The organism is Streptococcus sp. GMD4S, assembly GCF_000296955.1.
This window is the reverse complement of record NZ_AJRE01000335.1, coordinates 1-765: the sequence shown is the minus strand read 5'-3', so window position 1 is coordinate 765 and position 765 is coordinate 1. Positions and strand designations below refer to the sequence as shown.

General features: G+C 47.2%; 1 protein-coding gene. It reads right to left on the bottom strand.

From position 1 onward, the window contains the following. Nucleotides 1-765: NAD(P)/FAD-dependent oxidoreductase (locus tag GMD4S_RS09755; RefSeq protein WP_000113171.1), on the bottom strand; the 765-nt coding region annotated here is incomplete at both ends.

Sequence of the window (765 nt, the reverse complement as noted above, 5' to 3'; positions counted from 1 at the left end):
TAAGCCAGGTACTTCCCCAAAGAAAGGCGAGAAATCACTGGTGTAAGCACGAATTCCCACACGCTCACCCGATGATTTCGCTCCTGCCAAGGCTGGATAGTGAGGCAAGGCCGCATCCTCCATTTGCTGGAGCAAGGTTTCATCCACCGTCAAGTCAAATCCCATGTCGTTTTCATGGGTAGCTCCTAAAGACAATTTCCCACCTGCAAAAGGGATCAAATCCCACTCTCCTTCCGGCATGACAACAGGGTAAGATGCTAGGTCTTCGGAGAGTTGATAATCTCGGAGCTGTCCCTTTTGGGGACGAACATCTACCTCATACCCTAAAAGCTCCAAAATGTCACCCAACCAAGCTCCCGTCGCTAAAATAACCTGATCAAACAAGTCTTCACCAATCTGATAGCCGGATGCTAAAGGTGTCAGACTCACTTTTTCTTTGACCAGCTTGACTTGACTGGCTTCTAGCAAACGAGTTACTAAGAGGTGACCATCTACTCTCGCTCCACCAGAAGCATAGAGCAGGCGGTCGAATCCCTGCAAACCAGGGAATAATTCATCGGCAGATGCTTGATTCAGAACATCTAACTGGCCTATCAAGGGAGATTCTTCTCTACGCTGGAGGGCTAGTTCATAAAGTTCTTCTAGTTTGGATTCATCCTTTTTCAAGAGAAAAACTCCTGAGCGTTGGTAAAAGTCGATTTCCTGACCAGACTTTTCTAAATCAGCCAACAAATCCACATAAAAGTCAGCTCCCAAGCGCGCCAT